Source organism: Lacticaseibacillus sharpeae JCM 1186 = DSM 20505 (assembly GCF_001436225.1).
GTDB classification, from domain to species: domain Bacteria; phylum Bacillota; class Bacilli; order Lactobacillales; family Lactobacillaceae; genus Lacticaseibacillus; species Lacticaseibacillus sharpeae.
On record NZ_AYYO01000050.1, the window covers coordinates 1 to 333 of the forward strand.

2 tRNA genes are annotated in these 333 nt (G+C 51.1%); both read left to right on the plus strand.

The annotated features are described in order from the left end of the window. Window positions 1-91 precede the first annotated feature (91 nt). Window positions 92-163, plus strand: a tRNA-Gly gene (locus tag FC18_RS09325). A 12-nt stretch (window positions 164-175) separates the two neighbouring features. After that, window positions 176-261 (plus strand) — tRNA-Leu (locus tag FC18_RS09330). The last annotated feature ends 72 nt before the right edge of the window (window positions 262-333 follow it).

A 333-nucleotide genomic window follows, 5' to 3' on the forward strand; every position in this document is an offset into this window, starting at 1 on the left:
GGTAGAGCAACGGACTTTTAATCCGTGGGTCGACAGTTCGAGCCTGTCACGGCTCAGTTGCCTTGGATCTTACAAAGCCTAATAGATACATGCGGAAGTAGTTCAGTGGTAGAACATCACCTTGCCATGGTGGGGGTCGCGGGTTCGAATCCCGTCTTCCGCTTTCGTAACGCCCGCCGGGATGGCGGAATTGGTAGACGCAGCGGACTTAAAATCCGCCGGTTAGTGATAACCGTACCGGTTCGAACCCGGTTCTCGGCATTACGAAAGTAAATTTAATATTATGCACCCATAGCGCAACTGGATAGAGTGTCTGACTACGAATCAGAAGGT